This is a genomic window from Kribbella sindirgiensis (assembly GCF_004331435.1).
Taxonomy (GTDB): Bacteria; Actinomycetota; Actinomycetes; order Propionibacteriales; family Kribbellaceae; genus Kribbella; species Kribbella sindirgiensis.
The window spans coordinates 55,493-71,307 of sequence record NZ_SJKA01000023.1 but is presented as its reverse complement, the minus strand read 5'-3'; the positions used below and the strand labels follow the sequence as shown (position 1 = coordinate 71,307).

The window sequence follows — 15,815 nt, the reverse complement described above, 5'->3', positions numbered from 1 at the left end:
CTGAACCGGTACCCGCTCGCTAACGGCTAGAGTCTCCCGGGTGAGTTTGCCTGTTGTCATTGCCACGCGGTACGTGTTGCCGCTGCGTGAGGGAGGGTCGTTGCCGGGTGTTGTCGAGGGCAACGACCTCGGCACGTACGTGATCAAGTTCCACGGCGCCGGTCAGGGTCCGAAGGCGCTGGTCGCCGAGGTGATCGTCGGTGAGTTGTTCCGCCGGCTCGGCCTGCGGGTGCCGGAGCTGAAGCTGATCGAACTCGACCCGGCGATCGGGAAGTCCGAGCCGGACTTCGAGATCCAGGAACTGCTGATCCGCAGCGCCGGGCTGAACCTCGCCGTCGACTTCCTGCCGGGTTCCTTCGGGTACGACGGATCGGCCGGCAACCCCGGTGACGACGCGATGGCCCGGATCCTCTGGCTGGACGCGTTCGTCGCGAACGTCGACCGGTCGTGGCGGAACACGAACATGCTGGTCTGGCACAAGAACCTGTGGCTGATCGACCACGGCGCCGCGCTGTACTTCCACCACTCGTGGATGCCGGCGGAGAAGTTCGCCGCGCTGCCGTACGACGCCTCGGACCACGTGTTCTCGGTCGCGGCACCCGGTGTGGCGAAGGTGGATGCAGAGCTCGCTGCCGCGATCACACCGGAACTTCTCGAAGAGGTCATCGCGCTCGTGCCGTCCCAGTGGATCGAGGAAGGTGATCGGGACCGCTACCTCGGTCACCTGGTCGCGCGGTTGGCAAACCGGTCCGCGTGGGTTCCGGGAGGTGCTTCGTGAAGCCCTTCGACTACGTGATCCTGCGAGCCGCGCCGCGGATTCAGCGGGGTGAGTTCATCAACGTCGGTGCGGTGCTCTACTGCCGGGCGCTGGACTACCTGGGTGCCGCATGGGACGTTCAGCCCGAACGACTGCGAGCCCTGGATCCAGCCGTGGACGTTGACGTCGTCTGCGCGTCTTTGGAGCAGGTCCGGGCCATTTGTGCTGGTGAGACAGCTGGCGGTCCGGCGGCGGGCACCACGATCAGCGAGCGGTTCCGGTGGCTGGCCGCGCCCCGGAGTACCGTCGTACACCCGTCGCCGATCCACAGCGGGATCACCGAGGATCCCGCTGCGGACCTGGAACGGTTGCTGGACGCGTTCGTGCGTTAAGCGAGTGCCGCGGACACGACGTCGCGTGCCTGTTCGAAGACCTGCTCCAGGTGCTCGGCGCCCTTGAAGGACTCGCCGTAGATCTTGTAGAGGTCCTCGGTGCCCGACGGGCGCGCAGCGAACCACGCCGACTCGGTGGTGACCTTCAGCCCGCCGATCGCCGCGTCGTTGCCAGGTGCGTGGGTGAGCCGAGCCACGATCGGCTCACCGGCCAGCTCGGTCGCGGTCACCGCATCCGCCGACAGCGCGGCCAGCTTGGCCTTCTGGTCACGGGTCGCCGGTGCGTCGACCCGCGAGTACGCCGACGCGCCGAACCGCTCCACCAGCCTGGCGTGGGCGACCGACGGCGTCTCACCGGTCACTGCGGTGATCTCACTCGCCAGCAACGCCAGCAGGATCCCGTCCTTGTCCGTCGTCCACACAGTGCCGTCGAAACGCAGGAAGCTCGCACCTGCCGACTCCTCTCCCCCGAAGCCGACCGAGCCGTCGACCAGACCAGGGACGAACCATTTGAAGCCGACCGGCACCTCCCACAGCCGACGACCCAGGTCACCCACCACACGGTCGATCAGCGACGACGAGACCAGTGTCTTGCCCACAGCGACGTCCGGACCCCACTGGCGGTTGCTGAACAGGTAAGAGATCGCTACGGCCAGGTAGTGGTTCGGGTTCATCAGTCCGGCGTCCGGCGTGACGATGCCGTGCCGGTCCGCGTCCGCGTCGTTCCCGGTCGCCACGTCGTACTTGTCCCGCTGCGCGACCAGTGAGGCCATCGCGTACGGCGAGGAGCAGTCCATCCGGATCTTGCCGTCGTGGTCGAGCGTCATGAACGACCAGGCCGGGTCGACGCGCGGGTTGACCACGGTCAGGTCGAGGTCGTGCCGTTCGGCGATCGCGGCCCAGTAGTCCACGCTCGCTCCGCCGAGCGGGTCGGCGCCGATCTTCACGCCGGCGTCGCGGATCGCGGCCAGGTTCAGCACCGACGGCAGGTCGTCGACGTAGTGCCCGACGAAGTCGTAGTTCCCTGCCTCCTCACGGGCCTGCTCGAACGTCTTGCGGCGCACCTCCCGGTTGCCGGCCGCGATCAGCTGGTTGGCCCGGTCCGCGATCCAGCTGGTCGCGTCGGAGCCGGCCGGGCCACCGTGCGGCGGGTTGTACTTGATGCCGCCGTCGCGCGGCGGGTTGTGCGACGGCGTGATGACGATGCCGTCCGCGTCGGCGCCCGCGCCACGGTTCAGCCGCAGGATCGCGTGCGACACCGCGGGCGTCGGCGTGAGCCGGTCGGCGCTGTCCACGAGCGTCTGGACTCCGTTACCGGCCAGCACCTCGAGCACGGTCCGCCAGGCCGGCTCCGAGAGCCCGTGGCTGTCCCGGCCGACGAGCAGCGGGCCCGTCGTACCCTGGCCGGCCCGGTACTCGCAGATGGCCTGCGTGATCGCCAGGATGTGTGCCTCGTTGAAGGCACTGTCGAGACTCGAGCCGCGATGGCCCGACGTACCGAAGACCACCTTCTGGGCGGGGTTCTCCACGTCCGGCGTGAGGTCTCCGTACGCCGCCAGCATGGCGTCGACGTCGACGAGGTCCTCGGGCTGTGCTGGCTGGCCTGCGCGTGGGTGCATGACCACATGCAACCACAAGACGGTCAGCCGCTGTGCGGCGTGAGCAGCTGGTCGACGGGCGCGTAGTCGTCGGTCAGCACCGGTGCGTCGCCGACGAAGCCGTCCGGCGGGTCGAGCACACCCATCGACGGTTCCAGCCGGCCCACGATCCCCGGTACGTCGATCGGCTTGTCGGACGCCGCCACGACGAAGTTGCCGCCGCTGTGGCCGGACAGTTCGTCCTTGCGCGCGATCACCGCGACGTACGGGAACTGCGCCTGCGCTGTCTTGATCTCGGCTTTCGCGAACTTGGCCGCGCCGTAGTCGATGACGTTGATCAAGTAGAGCCCGTCCGGTCGCAGCACTCGTCGTACGTCGGACACCAGCTCGCGCGTGGTGAGGTGCCAGGGCACGGAGAGCCCACTGAACGCGTCCATGATGACCAGGTCTCTGCTGTCCGTCTCCTCGTCACGGACGCCGAGCCGGCCGTCCTCCACAGTCACGACCAGGTCCGGTCCGGTCTGGACGCCGAGCTCCCGCTTGTCGAGCTCCACGACCGCTTTGTCGATCTCGTACACCTGGTGCTTACTGCCGGGCCGCGTCGCCGTGAGGTACCGCGGCATGGTCAGGCCGCCACCGCCGACGTGCAGTGCGTTCAGCGGCTGCCCCTCGGCCCAGGTGCCGTTGATAGCGGCCGCGAAGCTCTTGATGTACTCGAACTCCAGGTAGGTCGGGTCCTTCAGGTCGACGTACGAGTGCCGCGCCTGGTCGAGGTACAGCGTCCGCCCGCTCTCCCGGTTCGGGTCCGCGACCACACGAGCACAGTGGTACGCCGTCTCGACCTCACACGGCCGTGGCGCGACGAGGGTCAATGTGGCGCCGACGACCGCGAGAGCGACCGGCTTCACCGCGGCCTGCACTCCACGCAACAGGAACGTCAGCGCGGCTCCGACGACCACCAGTGTGGCGCCCAAGGTCAGAATGATCGTGCTGGTCGGCACGGTCGCCACGAACACGAAGCCCGTCAGCACAGTGCCGACGATGCCGCCGACGGTGGCGTACGCGGACAGGCGGCCGACGACGGTACCGGTCTGCGCGAGCGAGTCCAGCCGTAGCTTCGTCACCATCGGCGTGACCGCCGCCAGGAGCGACGCGGGCGCGAACAGCGTCACGGCGAGCACCAGGAACACCAACTCGTTTCCGCCTCCCCGGAGCGCTTCACCCGTCCAGCGGACCACCGGGAGGATCAGCATCACCAGCGCCCCGCTGAGCAGGAACAGCGGGCCGAGCGTCCGCTGCGGCGGCACCACGTCCGCGAACCGCCCACCCAGCGCCGCACCGGTCGCGATCGCCGCCAGCGCGACTCCGATGACCGCTGTGTTCGTCTCCAGCGTCAGCCCGATGTACGGCGCCACCAGCCGCAGCGAGACGAGCTCCAGCACCATGACGGCGGCCGAACTCCCGAACGCCAGCGCAATCGCCAGCTTCTGACCAACCGGCCCACCTTCACCCATGTGCACCCCGGTAACCCTATATAACCGTCAGACCTCGTCGAGGCGGGCGATCAGGGTCTTGGGGGCTATCTGCCGGTAAGCCGTCTCGACCAGGTCCTCGAAGTGCCCCCAGTCCACGTCGACGTCCAGGTAGACGCCGAGCCAGCCGCGGTGTCCGACGTACGGCGGCCGGTAGAAGTGCTCGGGATCGTCCGCGACGAGCGACTCCTGCACACCGGGCGGCGCCGCCATCCACACACCGAGGCGGTCGTCGTGGTGGTGGTCGGCGTACATCACGAAGGTCTTCTTGTCCCGGACGAACCAGGTGGGCTCACCGTGACTCGGCCGCTCGGTCACCTCGGGTAGGGCGAGACACAGGCTGCGTACGCGTTCGAGAACATCCATCTACTCAGTGTCGCGGACCAGGGATCACGACACCCGCCTCATACGCGTAAACGACTGCCTGTGCACGGTCACGCAGGTCCAGCTTGGTCAGGATGTTGCTGACGTGCGTCTTCACGGTCTGCTCGGCCAGCACCAGTTCGTCGGCGATCTGCCGGTTGGACAGCCCACGTGCGACCAGCCGCAGTACGTCGGTCTCTCGCGGCGTCAGCCGGACCGGTGTGGTCGGTACGACGGGCTGCGCGCGAGCGAAGTCCTCTACCAGTCGCCGGGTGACGGACGGCGCCAGCAGCGCGTCACCGGCCGCGACGACCCGTACTGCTGCGGCCAGCTCGTCCGGGGTGGAGTGCTTCAGCAAGAACCCGCTCGCACCGGCGCGGAGAGCGGCGTACACGTAATCGTCCAGGTCGAACGTCGTCAACATCACGACCCGCGGCGGCCCACCAGGCGTCGAGTCGGCGAGGATGCGCTGCGTCGCGGCGAGCCCGTCGAGCACCGGCATCCGGACGTCCATGAGAATCACGTCCGGCGTCAAGTCGGCGGCCAGCTCGACGGCCCGGGCGCCGTCGCCGGCCTGTCCCACGACCTCGATGTCGGGCTGCGCGTCCAGCAGCGCGCTGAACCCGGCCCGCACCATCTCCTGATCGTCAACCACCAAGACCTTGATCGGCACTCTCCACCTCCTCTGCCACTGGAATGAACGCCCGCACCAGGTAACCGCCTTGAGGGGTCGGGCCAGTGCTCACAGTCCCGTCGACGAGGGCCACACGCTCCCGCATCCCAGTCAGCCCATGACCACTCCCGGGCGCCGGTACGACGGGCCGCGGCGGCTTCTCGTTCTGCACGGTCACCTCCAGCTGGCCCGCAGTACGCCGTACCGCTACCTCCACGGCCGCGTGCAGTGCGTGCCGTACCGCGTTGCTGAGCCCTTCCTGCACAACGCGGTACGCCGTCAGCTCGACAGCAGGGTCCAACCCGGTCGGCACATCACCCACCAGCCGTACATCCGCTCCCGCTCGCCGTGTGCTCTCGACGAGCTCGGCCACCTGGTCCAGACCAGGCTGCGGTCCTGTCTCGGGTTGCTCGACCGGCTCGCGCAGCAGCCGCAGTACGCGACGCATCTCGGTCAGCGAAGCCCGTGCCTCGTTGGCGATGCCCGTGAACTCCTCACGGACAGCGTCCGGTACGTCGGGCAACCGGTGCGGCGCACTGTCCGCGCGAACCACCACCACCGACAGGTGATGGGCCACGACGTCGTGCAGCTCGCGCGCGATCCTGGCCCGCTCCTGCAGCCGCTCGCGTTCTGCACGCTCGGCCTTGCTGATCGTCTCCTGCTCGACAAGTCGACGGTTGGTGTCGGCCCGTGAACGGAGCAGGTCGCCGACCACGACCGCTACGCCCGACAGGACAGTCATGGTGATCAGACCGGGCCAGCTGCCACGGTCCGGTGCCACCCCGAGCGCAACGACCCCCAGCGCCTGAGTCGCCACCCACCAGCCGACCAGCTCCCGTCGGCCGAGTCCACGCGCGCCAGCGATCGCGATGACGAGCGAATGCCCGAACGCCGACGTCGTACCCCACGGCCACGGTTCACTCGGGCCAACTGGCGTGGTCAGCGCAGCCATCACAGCAGTGGTGACGAGCGAGACCGCCACCGCCGCCCGCGGCCGCAGCCACGACAGGCTCAGGGACAGCGCCCGTGCGATCGCCAAAGTCAGCACAGCCGCGACCGGTACGTCGTAGTGCTGTGCGAGATCCATGACGGTCAGCACGAGCAGCGCTGCGACGGCCAGCCCGGCTCCCCAGGGCCGCCTCATCGGTATCTGCACGGTTGGACCTTACTCACAGCTGCTGCAGCCAGGACCAGAAAAACGCCAGGCTGCCGGCCGCCAGCACGATAGTTGCCGGAAGCACCCAGCTGCGCGTTCCCTGCACCAGGAGCCGCTGCAAAGCCGCAACGCCGCGCAGCACGAACAGGAACACGACGATGCACGGTACGGCGATCAAGCCGTGCGCCGCCCACGCGCCGGCTCGCGTCGGCCCACCCCAGGTCCCCGGCTGTACCGGACCGTGCTCGACGAAACCCCAGAACGGCCCGCGGACCACCGCCAGCACGATCAGCAGCATCACGAACCAGCACGTCAGTCCGAGCACCGCACTGAGCAGCCCGTACCCGAACGTCCGCGCAGTGCTCATCGACTGCGCCTCACCTGCGCCGTGACGGCGCCAGCGCCTCGCTGCGGTCCCCTGCTCGCCCAGCATCGCGTCCGCCATCGTCTGCATGCCGATCGGCACCAGCAGAGCGCCGTACACGAGTGAACGGCCCAGGCGCCGCGGCCACTCGACGCTCCGGTCGCGGCCGTCGCTGTGTGCCCTGGGGCGGGTGAGTAGGTCCGTCATGGTCATCTCCTCGGTCTCAAGTCCTGAGATCGAGGCTAGGAATTCCCGGGCGTCCACACCTCCCGCCAGGGAGCCGATTCGGAACCGGTACCCCGGTAGGGGGTCGCCTGTGATCCAGGTCACAGTGACCACGATGCGTGTCGCCGCGTTACACGGTCAGTGCCGAAGACGTGCTACGTCGCCGGCGCGAGCGGTGAGTCCAACAGGAGGTACTCGGACACCATGCGCATGCGGAACCTGGCTGTGACCGCCACGCTGACCCCGGTTTTGCTGCTCCCCGGCTGCGGCAACGAGACCGACAGCAATGTCGCCGCGGCAGCCCCACCGGCGCACAAGGCGGCTCGGACCACGACCACCGACGAGGCGGTCGGCTCCGACGACCCCGTACTGAACGCGTACTACTCGTACCGCGTCGCGCTCGACGTGATGATGCGCAGCGGCGGCGGCAAGACCAAGCAACTCGAGCCGGTGATGACGCCCGCGATGTTCCAGGCGATCAGCGCGCAGGCGAAGTACTTCCGGACCCGCAAGCTGCGCAACACCGGCAACACCAAGGTGCTCTGGGCCAAGCGCACGCTGGCTGCGAACGGCGTCATCGTCAGTGCCTGCTACGACACCTCGGCGGCCCGCACTGTGAACGCCCGTGGTCGCGGCGTCCTCCCGAACACCACCCCGACCCGCTGGCTCGACCAGATGCGCGTCCTCAACCAGCAGTCCCGCTGGATCGTCGACGGCGGCACCACCACCCCGAACGCCTGCTGAACCCCCAGCTTTATGGCAGTGGGATCACGATTGCGCGGCCTCCGGATTCCCCCGCGCCGGCCCGGGCAGACTCACTGACAAGTGCCGGACTGGGCGTGTCTCCCGGTCCCACGCCGTCGCGAGGAGGTGCTCGGTGCGGTGCATCGGCGTGCGGGGGCGAAGGTCTCGATGCGGAGCATCGTGGCCTTCGCACCCGTGCGGCGAGGTGCCGTGCCGAGTGCCCCGCAGTAGGCGTGGGACCGGGAGACACGCCCCGGGTCGAGGGGTCCACCGATGATCGACACGAGTATCGGGCGTTGGCTGCCGTTCCGCAGCCGCCGCCGTACGCCGGAATCGTTCCGGCCGCGAGGTACCAGTTCCAGGATCAGCCGGCTCTCGGCGCGGTACGACGCCGAGGTCGACGCGGCGCTGCAACGCCTGTGGCCGAAGGCGCGGATCTACCACGACCGCGAGTTCACCCGGGACCGCGCCGACTTCCTGCTGGTGGTCCGCGGCCGCGGCGTGATGATCGAGACGAAGGTCAAGAGCGACCCCGGCCTGTTCCGCGGCTCGACCCTCCCGCCACTGCTCGACCGGCTGCAGCGCGACGGCCGGCGTCTCGTCGTACTGGTGAACCAGGGCGACCCCACGCCCGCGCGCGACCTGATCAGCACCAAGCTCGGCGACAAGGGCCGCATCCTGGTCTGGTCCGGCCCGCACCACGACACCGAACTCCGCCAGGCCGTCGAGTCGCTCCTCCAGCAAACCACCCGCCACGCCTGACCCACGCACCCGCCGCCCGGCATCCGCGCCCGGAACCCAGAACAGGCCGCGGGGACTTGGAACAGCGCATGAGCTGTCCCAAGTCCCCGGCGCTTGTTCTCTGTCAGGCGTTCTTGATCGCCGAGACCTCGAGCTCCAGCGTGACCTTCTCGCTGACCAGGACGCCGCCGCCCTCGAGCGCCGCGTTCCAGCTGACGCCGAAGTCCTTGCGGTTGATCACGACCGAGCCCTCGAGGCCGACCCGCTGGTTGCCGAACGGGTCGGTCGCCGCGCCGGTGTACTCGAAGGTGACGTCGACCGACTTGGTGACGCCGCGGATCGACAGGTCACCGGTCACCACGAACTCGGCGTCGCCGGCCGCCTTCACCGCGGTCGACACGAACGTGATCTCCGGGTTCTCGTCCATCGCGAGGAAGTCGTTGCTGCGCAGGTGCTCGTCGCGCTGGCTGTTGCGCGTGTTGATGCTCTTCGCCTGGATCGTCACCTTCCCGGACGAGTTCGCCGGGTTCTCGCCGTCGATGTGGAACGAGCCCTCGAACTCGTCGAACGCGCCCCGAACCTTGGTCACCATCGCATGCCGGGCGCTGAAGCCGATCCGGGTGTGGGAGGCGTCGAGGGTGTAGTCACCGCTGAGGGCGGCGTACTCGCTGGACATCGCGGATTCCTCCAGAAAGGTAGTTGAAGTTTAGATAGTACAGAGTTCACCCTTAACGCTCGGAAGTCCACTCCGCCCCGGCGTGTCCCAAATCCGCTTGCGCCGCGCGCGGCCCGCCTTGTCTCATGTGTGGTCGAGGATCGGAGGACCGTCGTGGAACCGCTCAGCGCCGAGGACATCAGGCGCTCGTTCGTCAATTCGTCCAAGAGCCAGGTCAAGGCGATGGCGCTGCCGGCGAGGTTCGCGGAGCTGGACTGGGAGCCGTTGGACTTCCTCGGCTGGCGCGACGGCAAGGCGCCGAACCGCGGGTACCTCGTCGTACGACGGGAGTCGGGTGTCACCGGGATCGCGGTCAGCACGCAGACGTCGGGCGCCGCGCGCCGGTTCGCCGGACTGTGCGACCTGTGCAACACCGCGCACCACGTCAGCGACGTCGCGCTGTTCGTGGCCCGGCGGGCGGGTTCGGCCGGGCGGGAGGGCAACACGGTCGGCATGTACATCTGCGCCGACCTGGCCTGCTCGCTGTACATCCGCGGCCTGAAGGAACTCGACCTGCCGCAGGGCGAAACAGCCGGTCCGGACGTACGGGCGGAACGTCTCGCGACTCGCCTGGAGAGTTTCGTTCAGCGAGTCCTCGGCTGAGGTCCGGCGCACTAGTCTTGGGGGTGCACAAATCGGCGCGGGGAGCACCAGGGAGAGCGCGATGACCGAGTTCCGGATCACTCACGAGATCCACCAGACGCACCCGGACATTCGCGAGCGGCTCACCGCCACCACGATCGAGGCGATCAACGAGTCCAGCGCCCGTTCCGCCGAGGACGCGGCCCGGGTGCTGCGCCACAAGCTCGGCGAGATCGGCGTCGAGATGAGCGACGACGCCTGCCTGTCCGCGATCGAACGCATCCGCTCCGGCAAACAACTCCGCTTCGAAATCGAGTCCCTCCCCAACGAGGACTAGGGCCTAGACCAGCACCGTTCCCGGCTTTCCGAGGTCGAGCCAGCTGAGTTCCGGCCCCGCAGTCGAGAACGCCGCTTCGACGCCGTCACGCCCCTGACGGAAGTGGCTCCAGCCCTCGTAGTGCACCGGGACGACCGTGCGCGGCTTGAGCAGCGAACACAACTCCACGCCGTCCGCGCCGGTCATCGTGTACCGCAGCGGGCCGCTGACTCCGAACTGCACGCCGCCGAGGTGCAGCAGCACCGTACCCACGTCGAAGCGCGTGCCGACCTGCCGCAGACCGCCGTACAGCACCGAGTCTCCGGTGATCCACAGGACGCCGTGCTCCTGCCCCGGCCACCGCAGAGCGAAGCCGACGACATCACCGGTGATCCGACGGCTGAGCGGCGGCCCGTGCCGGCAGGGCGTCGCAGTGATCTCCAGCGGCGGCAGGCCGCTCCGCCGTAGGGTGTGAACGGCCCACGGCAGCAACCCGACCGCACCGCCTCCGAGCCGCTTGGCACCGCTCGCGGTCGTGACCACCGCCCCGACCGACGGCAGCAGGGCCCGCCCGGCGTCGTCCAGGTTGTCCGCGTGCTGGTCGTGTGTGAGCAGTACGGCGTCGACCGGTGGCAACTCGTCGACCGCGACCGCCGGTCCCACCAGCTTCCGGGACGCCGAGCCCCAGCCGAACGCGTAGCGCCGGCCCGGTGGGTCGAACGTCGGGTCGGTGAGCAGCCGCCAGCCGTCGACCTCGATCAATGTCGTCGGACCGCCGATGTGGGTGATCCGCGCCTCGCTCACGACGCGTGCTGCACAGCCCAGTCGAGGACCTCGTCCGCGATCCGCTCCCACCCCTTCTGCGCGGGCAGGAGATGCGCGTACCCGTCGTACTCACGGATCTCGGTGATCGTGTTCGACTTGTAGTGCTTCGCGTTCGAGCGCTGGACCTCGGGCGGCATGATGTGGTCCTCGGAACCGGAGACGAACAGCAGCGGCGCGCGGGCGTCGTTGCGGTAGTCGACCCAGGTGTCCTGGTGACCGGGCTGGAAGTTCGCCAGCACACTGCCCCACAGGATCCCGCCGTTCGCCGGGATGGCGTACCGCTCGTACAGCGCCCGGGCCTCGTCGTCGTCGAACGTGTTCGTGAACGCGTACTTCCACTCGTCGAAGGACAGCGGGATCGCCTTGTGCCGGTTCGCCGGGCTCTTCAGCACCGGGAACGTCGACTTCACCTGCGACAACGGCACCACCTTGACGCCTTCGGTCGGCGCCGAGTTCATCGCGACCCCGGCGGCGCCGCAGCCGTGGTCGAGCAGGATCTGCGTGAACGCCCCGCCGGCCGAGTGACCGATGATGATCGGCGGCTGATCGAGTTCGCGGATCACCGACTCGAGGTGCTCGATGATGGCCGGTACGGTCACCTTCAGGATCGGCCCGGGGTCGGCGTTCAACGCCTCCACCTCGACCTCGAATCCCGGGTACGCCGGCGCCAGCACGCGGAACCCGCGCGCCTCGTAGTGGCTGATCCAGTGCTCCCAGCTCCGCGGTGTCACCCAGAAACCGTGCACCAGCACGATGGTGTCAGCAGGCATGATCGCGTCCCCTTCCCTCCCACCGGGTTTGCCGAAACCGTAGTGGCCGGTACGTCGTGCTCGGTAGGATCTGTCTGCACGGATCTGGGCTGTGTGTGCACAGTTCGCCCACCAGATCGCCAGGGGTGGTGGAGGGGGCAAGATGGCCGTGCTGCTCAATACCGCTGTGCTGCCGCGGCGGGACCGGGCCGAGGCGTTCTACTCGGCGATGATGTCCGCGAGCGTGCCGTCGCGCGTCGAGCACGAGGACCCGGGTGGCGACGTCCACGCACGGATGGACTTCTGGCAGCTCGGCACCCCGGACCTGTTCCGCAACGAGGGCTCCGGGATCCGTCTCGTCCGGACGCCGAAGCATGTCCGCATCGGCGGCCCGGAGCGCCTGGCCCTCGCGGTGCAGGTGACCGGGTCAGGCGTGTTCAGTCAGGGCGGCCACGATCGGCGGGTCCGGACCGGTGAGCTGATGCTCGTCGACCTCACCGCGCCGTACGACTTCGCCTGGAGCGGGATCGGCGCGTCGCAGGCGTTCCAGATCGACTACGCAGATCTCGGGCTCAGCGTCGAGACGATCCGTGCGGCGGCTTCCCGGCTGCCGAGCAGCCCGGTGTACGACCTCGTCCTGAACCATCTCACCGCGCTGCCGGGGATCCTCGAGTCGCTGCACGACACTCCGTCGGCCGCGATGATCGGCGACGCCACCACGCAGCTCGTCCGCGCATTGCTCACATCCGCCGCGGACGGCGACAGCGAGCCGCCCGCGCTGGCCGACGTACTGTTCTCTCGCATCACTTGGTACATGCGGCGGCATCTGCGGGATCCGGCGCTCGGTCCCGCGCAGATCGCGGCGGCCCACAACGTGTCGGTCCGTTACCTGTACAAGCTGTTCGCCGAGCATCACCGCAGCCTCGAACAGTGGCTGATCACGGAGCGGCTGAAGGGCGCCGCGCGGCAACTCACCGATCCGGCGAGCCGGCACCTCCCGGTCGCGGTCATCGCGGCACGCTGGGGATTCGACGACGCGGCCCACTTCACCCGACGCTTCCGCCGGGCTTACGGTGTCACCCCGCGCGAGTGGCGCAGCAGTTAACCCTCGGAGAGGTCTTCGCTCTTGAGAAGGGCGTGCAGGGTCAGGCCGGCTTCGGTGAGTGGGGCGGGGGTGTCCGGGTTGCGGTTGATGACGCACAGGGCGTCGGTGATGTTGGCGCCGAGCGCGCGGAGCTCGGTGGTGGACAGCACGATCTGGCCGCCCGTGGTGACCACGTCCTCGACGATCGTCACCACTCGGCCGGCAATCTCAGCACCCTCGGCGAGCCGGGCGGTCCCGTACGGCTTTGCCTGCTTGCGGACGAACGCGCATGGCAAACCGGTATGACGCGCGAGCGCGGTCACCACCGGGATCCCGCCCATCTCCAGACCGGCCAGCACCTCGGTGCCCGCGGGCACCAGCGGAACCATCGCCTCTGCGACCGTGTCCAGCAGCACCGGGTCAGCCTCGAACCGGTACTTGTCGAAGTACTCGTTCGTCGTCTGCCCCGACCGCAGGACGAACTCCCCGGTCAGATGAGCAGTCGAGTAGATGCGCCGGCCCAGCTCCACAAGCTCCACGCCGAGCACCTTAACCCGCCTTGCGTTCCTCGGTGGTGGGGAGCATCCGGCGGAAGTCGTCGGCCGAGATGATCGGGATGCCGAACTCGCGGGCCGCGCGGGCCTTGACCGACAGGCTGTCCACGTCGGCGGCGACCACGAACGTGGTGTCCGGGCGGACCGCCTCCTGAGGCACGAACCCGGCCGCGACGGCCCGGTCCCACCACACCTCGCGCGGCTGGACCATGTCGCCGGTGAACACGAGCGTGCTCCCCGGCGGATACCCGCGCGCACCAGGACGATCCGGTACGACGTACCTCCCGGCGCTCACGCGGAGCAGCGCCTCGTCGACGTCGGACGCGCGCTGCCCGAGCATCATCGCGACCTGGTCGAGATCGCTGCGCTGGTCGGGTGAGATCTCGCCGGTCCCCCACGACGCGGTCGCCAGCGCGGACACGTACCACCGATGGAGGTGATCGACCTGCGGGCGTGTCATCCCGAGCTCGGTTGCCACCTGCACCAACTGATCGGCGTCCGCGGCCGTGATCTCGCGGTTGGCGAGGATCGTGTCGAGGAGGACGAGATACGAGTCGGCCTGCGGCGGCTCCGGGACGCGTGGCAACTGGTCGACGAGCCGACTCATCCAGCCGTGGCGACCACCGGCATGCACCGGTCGCACCGTCGGCGCGACGTCCGTGCCCGGAAGCTCCGGCCAGCGCAGCCGACGTACCTCCTCGTAGGCCCACTGCCACGGTGGCGGTGCCGCGAAAGCCCCGAGGTACTGGGCGAAGAGCTCCGCCGTCGCGCGGGTGTCCGCCAACGCCGAATGCCAGCCCTCGATCGAGATCCCGGCCGCGGCGCAACAGGCGCCGAGGGTCCGTTTGGCGCCCGGATGCAGATACCCGGCCAAAGCCATCGTGCACATCGACCGCTCGGTGATCAGCGGAACGGTGACACCGAGCCGCGCGAACTCGGCCCGCAGGAATCCAAGATCGAACTCGACGTTGTGCCCGACCACCATCCGCCCGGCGAGCAGCTCGCCCAACTGCCGTGCGATGTCCCGGAACTCCGGCGCCGCCAGCACGTCGGCGGTGAGGATCCCGTGAATGTGCTGCGGGCCCAGATCGCGTTGCGGATTCAGCAACGTCACCCACTCGCGCTCGACCCGCCCACGCGCGTCCAGCAGCACGACAGCGATCTCGATGATCCGGTGCCGATGGGTCGGCAGCAGACCGGTCGTCTCGGTGTCGATGACGGCGTACATCCAGGCCTCCTCCGGCTCGCTGACCGACTGAGACAACCCAATCACACGCCGCCGACAGTTTCCGTCACGTCAGGTATCGGACGGGATGTGGACCTCGATCTCCTCGCCCAGCCGCGCGCCGCGCGCCAGCTGGAGTTCGTCGCCGCTCCAGAACCGCCCCGGGTCGTACCAGTTGAGCTTCCGCCCGCGCAGCAGTCCCATTTCCTCGTACGTCACCGCGACCACCTCGGCGCAGTACGCCGACTCCAGCTCGAGCTCACGCGATCCGCGACGAATCGCCGGCACCCGTCCGCGGACCCAGCGCGACGCGAGCCGGGCCGTCGACGGGAACGGCGTACCGTCCAGGCGGGCGACGGTCCGCAGTACCGCGTCCTCCATCTCCCGCGTGACGGGATGATCGAGCTGCCGCAGCCAGGCTTGCTGACCGTACTTGCGGGCCCACACCAGCACCGCGTCGCGCAGGTTGTGCAGCTGCGCACCGCGCTGGTGCTGGCCGGTCCACATGTCCGGGAGCGAGCGACCCAGCTCCGCGTGCCACATCAGCGGCGGGAGGTCCTCGACGACGACCGCCATCCCGACGTGGTTGACCGGGCTGTTGGTGGTCATCTGAATGGCGCGATCCGCGGCGCTCCCACCGCGGAACAGCCAAATGTCACCTGTTCGTGTCAGTTCCGTAGCGTCATCCAGTGAAATCCGGCTGGTCACGTCGCTAGGTTAGTCGGCATGAAGGTATGGAAGGTGGTAGGGCTTGCGGGACTCGTCGGCGTCGCCGCGACGGGGGTCGTGATCGCCCGGGGCGAGCGGAAGCGCCGTGCGTACACGCCGGAAGAGGTCCGCGATCGCCTCAAGACCCGGGTCAAGGAAGCAGCCAACGCCTGACCCTGGCGACAACCGGCCGGGCAGTCGTGGTGCGCCGTAACTCGGTGGTACGGCGCCGTCCACGTCCGCCCGGCCGCGGTCGTTGCAGTACGCAACTTAAAGGTTGCGCAAGGCAACCTGTTGCAGTCGGCCGGCGGTGATCGTCGCGGTCTGGTAAGTGCAGTACGGCTGCCGCCTGCGATCGGTCGGCGACCCCGGGTTCAGCAGCCGGAGCCCGCCGGGCGCGGTCGTGTCCCACGGAATGTGGCTGTGCCCGAACACGAGGCGGAGCATCGTGGCCTTTGCACCCGTGCGGCGAGGTGCCGTGCCGAGTGCCCCGCAGTAGGCGGGGAACCATC

The 15,815-nt window shown here is 68.8% G+C and carries 21 protein-coding genes; 8 read left to right on the top strand and 13 right to left on the bottom strand.

Annotated features, from left to right (window positions below):
- Window positions 1–40 precede the first annotated feature (40 nt).
- Both E0H50_RS38280 and E0H50_RS38275 read left to right on the top strand, forming a co-directional pair.
- The gene (locus E0H50_RS38280; RefSeq protein ID WP_131296045.1) at window positions 41–778 is read left to right on the top strand and encodes a HipA family kinase; all 738 of its coding nucleotides are present in this window, start codon (window positions 41–43) and stop codon (window positions 776–778) included.
- Complete coding sequence (locus E0H50_RS38275; protein WP_131296044.1) at window positions 775–1,149, top strand: DUF3037 domain-containing protein; 375 nt, start codon at window positions 775–777, stop codon at window positions 1,147–1,149. The genes E0H50_RS38280 and E0H50_RS38275 overlap by 4 nt, the downstream gene beginning before the upstream one ends.
- Here E0H50_RS38275 and pgm read toward each other — a convergent pair.
- Genes pgm through E0H50_RS38245 form a run of 6 tightly spaced genes read right to left on the bottom strand, consistent with a single transcriptional unit; the run spans window position 1,146 to window position 7,042 of the window.
- Entirely contained in the window at window positions 1,146–2,768 is a 1,623-nt protein-coding gene (gene pgm / locus E0H50_RS38270) for a phosphoglucomutase (alpha-D-glucose-1,6-bisphosphate-dependent) (protein ID WP_131296043.1), read from the bottom strand. The genes E0H50_RS38275 and pgm overlap by 4 nt on opposite strands.
- 23 nt (window positions 2,769–2,791) lie before the next feature.
- Window positions 2,792–4,261: a fused MFS/spermidine synthase gene (locus E0H50_RS38265; protein WP_131296083.1), complete on the bottom strand. Its 1,470-nt coding sequence runs from the start codon at window positions 4,259–4,261 to the stop codon at window positions 2,792–2,794.
- A gap of 27 nt (window positions 4,262–4,288) precedes the next feature.
- Entirely contained in the window at window positions 4,289–4,645 is a 357-nt protein-coding gene (locus tag E0H50_RS38260; protein ID WP_131296042.1) for an MmcQ/YjbR family DNA-binding protein, read from the bottom strand.
- A gap of 4 nt (window positions 4,646–4,649) precedes the next feature.
- On the bottom strand, window positions 4,650–5,279 hold the full coding sequence (locus tag E0H50_RS38255) for a LuxR C-terminal-related transcriptional regulator (RefSeq protein WP_475009287.1): 630 nt from the start codon (window positions 5,277–5,279) through the stop codon (window positions 4,650–4,652).
- A gap of 10 nt (window positions 5,280–5,289) precedes the next feature.
- Window positions 5,290–6,459 carry a sensor histidine kinase gene (locus tag E0H50_RS38250; protein WP_131296040.1) on the bottom strand — a complete coding sequence of 390 codons (1,170 nt, stop codon included), beginning with the start codon at window positions 6,457–6,459 and terminating at the stop codon, window positions 5,290–5,292.
- Between the two features lie 25 nt (window positions 6,460–6,484).
- On the bottom strand, window positions 6,485–7,042 hold the full coding sequence (locus E0H50_RS38245) for a hypothetical protein (protein ID WP_131296039.1): 558 nt from the start codon (window positions 7,040–7,042) through the stop codon (window positions 6,485–6,487).
- A gap of 228 nt (window positions 7,043–7,270) precedes the next feature.
- On the opposite strand from E0H50_RS38245, the gene E0H50_RS38240 reads away from it, so the two are divergent.
- Window positions 7,271–7,804 carry a hypothetical protein gene (locus tag E0H50_RS38240; RefSeq protein WP_238151634.1) on the top strand — a complete coding sequence of 178 codons (534 nt, stop codon included), beginning with the start codon at window positions 7,271–7,273 and terminating at the stop codon, window positions 7,802–7,804.
- 273 nt (window positions 7,805–8,077) lie between these two features.
- Window positions 8,078–8,566, top strand: a complete 489-nt coding sequence (locus E0H50_RS38230; protein WP_131296037.1) for a hypothetical protein — start codon at window positions 8,078–8,080, stop codon at window positions 8,564–8,566.
- A gap of 103 nt (window positions 8,567–8,669) precedes the next feature.
- Here E0H50_RS38230 and E0H50_RS38225 read toward each other — a convergent pair whose 3' ends face one another.
- The gene (locus tag E0H50_RS38225) at window positions 8,670–9,221 is read right to left on the bottom strand and encodes a YceI family protein (RefSeq protein WP_131296036.1); all 552 of its coding nucleotides are present in this window, start codon (window positions 9,219–9,221) and stop codon (window positions 8,670–8,672) included.
- Between the two features lie 153 nt (window positions 9,222–9,374).
- On the opposite strand from E0H50_RS38225, the gene E0H50_RS38220 reads away from it, so the two are divergent.
- Together E0H50_RS38220 and E0H50_RS38215 are read left to right on the top strand one after the other, a co-directional pair.
- Window positions 9,375–9,863 carry an FBP domain-containing protein gene (locus E0H50_RS38220; protein ID WP_131296035.1) on the top strand — a complete coding sequence of 163 codons (489 nt, stop codon included), beginning with the start codon at window positions 9,375–9,377 and terminating at the stop codon, window positions 9,861–9,863.
- A gap of 61 nt (window positions 9,864–9,924) precedes the next feature.
- Window positions 9,925–10,179 (top strand): hypothetical protein, encoded by a 255-nt coding sequence (locus E0H50_RS38215; protein ID WP_131296034.1) that lies wholly within the window; start codon window positions 9,925–9,927, stop codon window positions 10,177–10,179.
- Window positions 10,180–10,182: 3 nt separating this feature from the next.
- Here the strand turns inward: E0H50_RS38215 and E0H50_RS38210 are convergent, their stop codons facing one another.
- Window positions 10,183–10,962: an MBL fold metallo-hydrolase gene (locus tag E0H50_RS38210; RefSeq protein ID WP_131296033.1), complete on the bottom strand. Its 780-nt coding sequence runs from the start codon at window positions 10,960–10,962 to the stop codon at window positions 10,183–10,185.
- Window positions 10,959–11,753 carry an alpha/beta hydrolase gene (locus E0H50_RS38205; protein WP_131296032.1) on the bottom strand — a complete coding sequence of 265 codons (795 nt, stop codon included), beginning with the start codon at window positions 11,751–11,753 and terminating at the stop codon, window positions 10,959–10,961. Before E0H50_RS38205 ends, E0H50_RS38210 begins: the two co-directional genes overlap by 4 nt.
- 142 nt (window positions 11,754–11,895) lie before the next feature.
- On the opposite strand from E0H50_RS38205, the gene E0H50_RS38200 reads away from it, so the two are divergent.
- Window positions 11,896–12,837: a helix-turn-helix domain-containing protein gene (locus E0H50_RS38200; protein WP_131296031.1), complete on the top strand. Its 942-nt coding sequence runs from the start codon at window positions 11,896–11,898 to the stop codon at window positions 12,835–12,837.
- Here the strand turns inward: E0H50_RS38200 and E0H50_RS38195 are convergent.
- The 3 genes from E0H50_RS38195 to E0H50_RS38185 all read right to left on the bottom strand — a co-directional run bounded on the left by E0H50_RS38195 (window position 12,834) and on the right by E0H50_RS38185 (window position 15,204).
- Complete coding sequence (locus E0H50_RS38195; protein WP_131296030.1) at window positions 12,834–13,355, bottom strand: orotate phosphoribosyltransferase; 522 nt, start codon at window positions 13,353–13,355, stop codon at window positions 12,834–12,836. The two genes, E0H50_RS38200 and E0H50_RS38195, sit on opposite strands and share 4 nt — an antisense overlap.
- Before the next feature lie 10 nt (window positions 13,356–13,365).
- Window positions 13,366–14,598 (bottom strand): exonuclease domain-containing protein, encoded by a 1,233-nt coding sequence (locus E0H50_RS38190; protein WP_131296029.1) that lies wholly within the window; start codon window positions 14,596–14,598, stop codon window positions 13,366–13,368.
- Window positions 14,599–14,667: 69 nt separating this feature from the next.
- Window positions 14,668–15,204, bottom strand: a complete 537-nt coding sequence (locus E0H50_RS38185) for a hypothetical protein (RefSeq protein WP_238151633.1) — start codon at window positions 15,202–15,204, stop codon at window positions 14,668–14,670.
- Window positions 15,205–15,321: 117 nt separating this feature from the next.
- Here E0H50_RS38185 and E0H50_RS43315 point away from each other — a divergent pair, with 117 nt between their 5' ends.
- Window positions 15,322–15,477, top strand: a complete 156-nt coding sequence (locus E0H50_RS43315) for a hypothetical protein (protein ID WP_165546543.1) — start codon at window positions 15,322–15,324, stop codon at window positions 15,475–15,477.
- A 96-nt stretch (window positions 15,478–15,573) separates the two neighbouring features.
- On the opposite strand, the gene E0H50_RS38180 is transcribed toward E0H50_RS43315, so the two are convergent.
- Window positions 15,574–15,750 (bottom strand): hypothetical protein, encoded by a 177-nt coding sequence (locus E0H50_RS38180; protein ID WP_238151632.1) that lies wholly within the window; start codon window positions 15,748–15,750, stop codon window positions 15,574–15,576.
- Between the last annotated feature and the right edge of the window lie 65 nt (window positions 15,751–15,815).